Origin of the sequence: Paracoccus salipaludis, from assembly GCF_002287065.1 — a bacterium.
Classification (GTDB): Bacteria; Pseudomonadota; Alphaproteobacteria; order Rhodobacterales; family Rhodobacteraceae; genus Paracoccus; species Paracoccus salipaludis.
In genome coordinates this window covers 1-5,915 of sequence record NZ_NSJZ01000041.1, presented here as the reverse complement: position 1 = coordinate 5,915, position 5,915 = coordinate 1, and the positions used below count along the sequence as shown (strand labels likewise).

8 protein-coding genes are annotated in these 5,915 nt (G+C 62.4%); 7 read left to right on the top strand and 1 reads right to left on the bottom strand.

The features are described 5' to 3' along the window. From CK240_RS17020 to CK240_RS16990, 7 genes are all read left to right on the top strand, one after another. Positions 1-791, top strand: a 791-nt coding sequence (locus tag CK240_RS17020) for an AAA family ATPase (RefSeq protein WP_135058892.1), incomplete at its 5' end; no start/stop codon positions are given. A gap of 77 nt (positions 792-868) precedes the next feature. Continuing rightward, positions 869-2,041 (top strand): RNA polymerase sigma factor, encoded by a 1,173-nt coding sequence (locus CK240_RS17015; RefSeq protein ID WP_095641485.1) that lies wholly within the window; start codon positions 869-871, stop codon positions 2,039-2,041. After that, positions 2,038-2,685: an HdeD family acid-resistance protein gene (locus CK240_RS17010; protein WP_095641484.1), complete on the top strand. Its 648-nt coding sequence runs from the start codon at positions 2,038-2,040 to the stop codon at positions 2,683-2,685. The genes CK240_RS17015 and CK240_RS17010 overlap by 4 nt, the downstream gene beginning before the upstream one ends. Positions 2,686-2,693: 8 nt before the next feature. After that, complete coding sequence (locus CK240_RS17005) at positions 2,694-2,894, top strand: hypothetical protein (protein ID WP_088233673.1); 201 nt, start codon at positions 2,694-2,696, stop codon at positions 2,892-2,894. Then, positions 2,894-3,514, top strand: coding sequence for a hypothetical protein (locus CK240_RS17000; RefSeq protein WP_095641483.1), 621 nt, complete (start codon positions 2,894-2,896; stop codon positions 3,512-3,514). Before CK240_RS17005 ends, CK240_RS17000 begins: the two co-directional genes overlap by 1 nt. A 67-nt stretch (positions 3,515-3,581) precedes the next feature. Then, a complete protein-coding gene (locus tag CK240_RS16995) occupies positions 3,582-4,088 on the top strand; it encodes an NADH dehydrogenase ubiquinone Fe-S protein 4 (protein WP_240517546.1) in 507 nt (168 codons plus the stop codon). A gap of 107 nt (positions 4,089-4,195) precedes the next feature. Further along, positions 4,196-5,341, top strand: coding sequence for a cation:proton antiporter (locus CK240_RS16990; RefSeq protein ID WP_095641481.1), 1,146 nt, complete (start codon positions 4,196-4,198; stop codon positions 5,339-5,341). 207 nt (positions 5,342-5,548) lie between these two features. On the opposite strand, the gene CK240_RS16980 is transcribed toward CK240_RS16990, so the two are convergent. Then, positions 5,549-5,860: a hypothetical protein gene (locus CK240_RS16980; RefSeq protein ID WP_476704015.1), complete on the bottom strand. Its 312-nt coding sequence runs from the start codon at positions 5,858-5,860 to the stop codon at positions 5,549-5,551. Positions 5,861-5,915 lie beyond the last annotated feature (55 nt).

Here is a 5,915-nt window from a genome sequence, read left to right as displayed (position 1 = left end):
CGGGCTATGTCGGCTATGACGAGGGGGGCCAGCTGACCGAAAAGGTCCGCCGCCGGCCCTATTCGGTGGTGCTGCTCGACGAGATCGAGAAGGCACACCCTGATGTGTACAACATCCTGTTGCAGGTATTCGACGACGGCCGCTTGACCGACGGCAAGGGCCGCGTGGTGGACTTCACCAATACCATCATCATCGCGACCTCGAACCTCGGCTCGGATATCATTCAGCGCAACCTCACGAAACGCGGCAGCAGTGAGTTCGACGAGGCCAAGCAGAAATCCGAACTGATGGAGGTGTTGCGCGGTCATTTCCGGCCAGAGTTCATCAACCGGATCGACGAGATCATCGTCTTTCATTCGCTGAATCAGTCGGAGATCCGCCAGATCGTCGAGTTGCAGCTCGACCGGGTGAAGCGGACCGCCCTTACCCAGGGCGTCGAACTCGAATTCGACGTGAGCGTCGTGGATCACTTCGGCGCAGTCGGCTTCCGCCCCGAATTCGGTGCCCGCGAGCTGCGCCGGCTGATCCGGTCGGAGCTGGAGACCGAGTTGGCTCGCGAGATGCTCTCGGGGCGGATCGAGGATGGCGACAAGGTCCGCGTCGCCTGGTCAGCGGACGAACAGAAGGTCGTGTTCGAAAAGATCGCAAGGGACACCGGTGACGACAGCCCGGACGATCCGGCCCAGGCCGGGACCGACGAGTCCAGCGCAGTTCCCGAAAACAAGGCGGACGCTCCGAAGCCCAGCGTTGGGGATGAGGTGCAGTCCAAGGACGACAAGTCCGCCGAGTGACAGCGCAAAAGACTGGCCCGGCGCGATATCGGTCGCGCCGGACCATCTCTTCGGAGAGTTGTAGGAAGGTCCACGGCATGAACGTCATTAGATCATTCCGCAATCTCGACCGGCACGGCCAACAGCGCGCGCCTGAGGTCATCGAGGAGGAGGTGCGGCAACTTGAACCGCACCTTGCGCGCTTTCGCGAGGATCTGGTCCGGCTCGAAGTCGTTGCCTCGCAGACGAGGGGCAAGAAACGCATCAAAGTCAGCCTACGCCTGCAACTGCCGTCGGGCGTGATCGCGGCGCGGGAAGAGGGATTCGAGATCGAGCCTGTCCTGCGCAAGGCCTTTGCCGACCTGCGCCACCAGGTCGATCGGCATGTGGCGCGCCTCAAGCACGAGCCTGAATACAAGCGTCCCGCCCGCCGGCGCCGGATCGGCGCCCCGCTGCCGCCCGCGCGGGATGCGGCGGAAGCGAACCGGCGCCAGCTCTTCTTCGACCTGATCGAGGATCATCTCGATACGATCTATGACACTGTCAGGCGCGAGTTGACCTATCTCGAATGCAGCGGATCGGTACCGGAGGGATATCTGAGCGTTCGCGGTCTCTTCGATGCGACGATCCTCAAGGGGCTGGCCCGCTTCGAGGATCGGCCTTCGGAGTTTTCCGTCGGCGACTGGCTGAAACGGCTGGCTTTTGAGACCATCGAGGAAGAATCCCGCGCCGCCCGCCGCGCCGTGCCTGAGGATGCCGCCTCCATCGAGGCGGAACCCGAGGCCCCGGCGGAGGATCCGACCGAGGCGGATCAGGCGATGTTCGAGTTCTACCAGCCCGACGAAGTGCTGATGCTGGAGGACCTCATCGCCGACGACGGCGGCACAGACCCCGAGACCGAAGTGGATCGTCATGATATCGCCATGGCACTGCACCGGGCTATCGCAGATCTTGCTCCGGTCGAGCGCCGCGTCCTGTATCGGATGTACCTGGAAGACGCCACGATCGCGGAGACGGCGCACCTCCTGGGTCTCACTGAGGCGGAAGTGTTGAAGATTGCAGAGAACGCGGCGGAGACACTGCGCGGCACGCTGGTCGAAGCCGGGTTGATCGGCGAGGCATCGGGGCGCGCGCCCGTGGAAAGGGAAATTGGCCGGACGCAGTGTCTGCCTCAACCGGTCGAGGACCGCCGCCGCGTGGCGGCCGCCCTGGCCGGCGCGGAGACAATCGGCACTACTGAGTTGAAACCTGAACAGGAGATGGACCAATGACGACAACCTCTGCAAAACAATCCGACACGATGCAGGACATGCTGTGCAGCCTGTCCGGGAACTGGTGGCTGTTCGTGCTGCGCGGTGTCCTGGCGCTGGTGATCGCGGTTCTCGCCTTCCTCATGCCTGCGGAGTCGCTGCTTGCTCTGACGCTGGTCTTCGGCGCTTTCGCCTTCGTCGATGGCGTGGTCGACCTCGTCGCCGCCGTCCGCAACATCCGCGCGGGCGATCGCTGGGGCTGGCTGATGTTCAGCGGCATTCTGGGGATCGCCACGGGGGTCGTCGTGGTCTTCTCGCCGTTCGCGACGACGCTTGTGCTTGCGACATTCCTCTGGGCCAGCATCGCATTCTGGTCCGTGTTCTCGGGTGCCTTCGAGATCGCGGCAGCGATCCGCCTGCGCAAGGAAATCGAGGGCGAGATCTGGCTGATCCTGAGCGGCTTTCTCTCGGTCCTTTTCGGTGTCGTCGTGACCTGGATGCTGCTGACGCGCCCGGTCGAAAGCTTCCTCGCGCTCGGCTGGCTGATCGGCTTCTACGCCGCGATCTTCGGGGTGATGATGATCCTCCTCGGGCTGCGGCTGCGCAAGGCGGATCGCCCGAATGACGGCACCATCGCCGGCCAGCCCCGGTCGGCGCAGATGTGATGTGCGCTGTGGCAGATGACCGGCGCCTTGCCGGCGGCGAGAACGATTTCACCCGATGGGACGAAACGATCTTCGACCGTTGCCTGAGCGCCGGCTTCAATCCGTTCGGCAGCGGTCCGACGCCGATCTTCCTGCGGCACCCGGACGCAGAGGCGCGCGCCGATGCAAGGCCGTGCATGCCCCCTGATACCGAAAATGCGAGGTGCTGATGTCGAACCGCCTGCCTGACTTGGCACTTGCGGCTGCGGCCGCTGCCTTGGGCATCGGCATCGTTTTCCTTTTTCGCTCGATGTATCTTGCCGAAGACACGCTGCCTTTCGCGCAGGAGATGACGCTCATCTTTCTCGGCGCTGTCGTGACGATCATTCTGACCGCGGCGCTTCTCAATCGCCAGACCGATCTCGAGCTTCGCAAGGAAGGAAGGGTCATCATCCTCCAGCAGCAATGCGACATTTACATGGCCTGCATCGAGAAGGTCGCAGAGATCGTGGAAACCGCAAGGCACGATGCGAAGCTGATCGATGAACTGCGTGTTCTCAGCCACAAGCTGGCTGTGGTCGCGAGTGCAGGGGTCGTGTCCAGCTTCGAGCAGGTACTGGAGAGCTTGCAGTCCGGTTTTGCTGACGGCACGCTCTCGGACGGGGACGGAGAGCGCGTGATGAATGCCGTCGCCGATCTCACGATAGCGATGCGGTCGGACGTCCTGCACGCTGCTGCCTTTCCTTCGCAGAACACCGAACGCGCCGTTCGCCTGAATTCGAGGCGAATGGAAAAACTCGACGATCTCGAACGTCACCTTCTCGTATCCACCGACACCCGGGAGAACTGATATGCGCGGCCATAATCGTCCACCATTCCCGCCGAAAATTCCCGGAACGGATCTGCCATCCTGGGACGTGCCGACGGCAATCATCTACCGTCCTGCCCGTTCCGCGATGACATCGGCACCGCGGCCCAACTACTGGGTCCTCGAGTTCGAGCCGTCCCGCCCGCCGCAGGTCGAGCCGCTGATGGGATATACCTCCAGCAACGATCCCTATCGTTCGATCCGGCTGAAATTTCCCGACCGCGAAAGCGCCGTGGAATTCGCGGAGCAGCAGGACTGGCGCTATTTCGTGCGTGAGGACGTGGCTCATCGGCATGCGCCTGACCGCTGGCGGGGAGAGGAGCGGCATCGCCTCTACAAGGGAGCCGACGCCCCGAACGCCTTTCGCATACCGTCCCGCCTGGATCGGGGTCGCACGGACCACCGACTCCGGCGCGCAGTCGATACGGAAGGCTCGGTGGACCTGTCGTCGCAAGAACAGGCGGAATTCGATCCAGTTTTCGAAGCCAGTCTTGAATCCTTCCCGGCCTCCGATCCCCCAGCCTGGACGGGCGTGACGATCGCCGGGAAAAAATAACGAACGCAATGGTCAGCTCGAGCGAGGATCTGCCGCTTGTGTCCTTACCTTGACAGCGTCGCGAGCCGCTATTGGCCTTCCCTGCGCCATCCCATCAGGAGAAGAACATGCATGGAGTGACCGGATTTGTCGAAAGCGCGGCCTTGTTGGTCTTTGCCGCGTTCGTGCTCGTGACGATATGTTCAAGGATCGGCGTGCCCAGCATTGTCGGTTACATTCTTGCCGGTATAGTCATTGGACCCGCCGGCCTCGACCTGATTGCCGAAAACGCTGCCCTTAGCAGCATTGGCGAGATCGGAGTGGTGCTGCTGCTGTTCTCGCTCGGCCTGGAATTCTCGTTCGAGAAGCTCGTAAGGCTCAGGAAGCATGTCTTCGGTCTTGGAGCCGTGCAGGTTGCAGTCACGACGATAACGGTGTCGTTGATAGCGAGTCTGATCTTCGATCTCGCGCCCGTCCCCGCAATCCTCATCGGCGGGGCCGTTGCCATGTCATCCACGGCCATGTGCCTCAAGGTGCTCGCAAGCGCGAACGCTCTGGGATCGGCCCAAGGACGCCTGGCCATTGCGGTGCTTCTGTTTCAAGACTTGGCAGCTGTCGCATTCCTGCTTCTGCACGATTCGATGAGTGGAGCCGCCGAAGGGTATGGCGTGATAACGGTCGTCGCCAGTGCAACGGCATTGGTTGCAGCTCTGTTCATTGCCCGTGGCCCGTTGCAGCTGCTGGCCCGTTGGGTAGCGTCGCGTGGCGATCCGGAACTTGCCCAGCTTCTCGCGCTCACCATTGTACTAGGGGCTGCGACTGTCGCGGCCACCGCCGGCCTTTCTCCGGCACTCGCTGCATTCGCGGCCGGGATGATCATCGGTGAGGGAGACGCGCGCCATGCTGTCGAGAACGAGATCCGGCCTTTCCGCGATTTGTTTGTGGGGATTTTCTTTATCGGCATCGGAACGCAATTGCCACTTTGGATCATCCCGTATGCGTGGCCAGTCGTGCTGAGCTGGCTCGCGATCATTTTTGCGGGCAAGGCGGTGATCGTTTTGGTTGTCGCCCGAATATTCGGCGAGTCGCTTCAGACCTCATGGCGAACTGGGATAATCCTGGCCCACGGAGGAGAATTCAGCCTGATGCTGCTGTCGGTTTCCTCGTCATCGGGCATTGTTGCGGAGGAATTCGCTGGTCCATTACTCCTCGCGATTGGCATGAGCATGCTGGCCGGGAGTGTTATGGTCAGATGGGCGGCCCTAAAGGTTTAGTGGGGTCGACATCAAAATAACTATTTTTCTCAGATAACGGAGAGCACGCCGGAGCCTGATCGCGCATGACGCTGTAGTCGGAGAGCATTTCGGCGACTGCCGACCCATCCGGCAGGACATCGAGCTCGTGGGCTGCGCGCGCCTGGACCTCTCGGCTGTACTCAACAAGCGGCGGACAGACGGTAGCCATGCGTAGCCATGCGAGGTTCAGAAGTGGCCGTCGCGCAGGCGGTCAGCGAAATCGCTGCGATCACGAGGACGGCGAGCTGCCGCGTCGAGCATCTGGCGTTGGATGTCATTGACCTTATCCATGGTTTCAAGGCGCTCGGCGAGCCGGCCAGCGCGCTCGCCGGAGCGCCGGAGCGTGAGCAGGAACAGGAGCACCGCGGGGGCGATGCCGCCGTAGCGCAGGGCCACCCGCATCCACGGGGCGGCGGCGATCCTCGCCCCCCGCTTCCAATCGTCGAGCAGAGCGTAGATCGTGACCTCAATGCCCGCGAGCGCCGCAGCGATGAACAACCAGCCAGGGTGTCGAGATAGGGGCGAGCGGCAGGATCGCGCTCTGGGTTTCCGC

Excerpts from the sequence above, each read along its gene's own strand:
- CK240_RS17015 (WP_095641485.1), top strand. The coding sequence starts at position 869 with ATGAACGTCATTAGATCATTCCGCAATCTCGACCGGCACGGCCAACAG.
- CK240_RS17010 (WP_095641484.1), top strand. The coding sequence starts at position 2,038 with ATGACGACAACCTCTGCAAAACAATCCGACACGATGCAGGACATGCTG.
- CK240_RS17000 (WP_095641483.1), top strand. The coding sequence starts at position 2,894 with ATGTCGAACCGCCTGCCTGACTTGGCACTTGCGGCTGCGGCCGCTGCC.
- CK240_RS16990 (WP_095641481.1), top strand. The coding sequence starts at position 4,196 with ATGCATGGAGTGACCGGATTTGTCGAAAGCGCGGCCTTGTTGGTCTTT.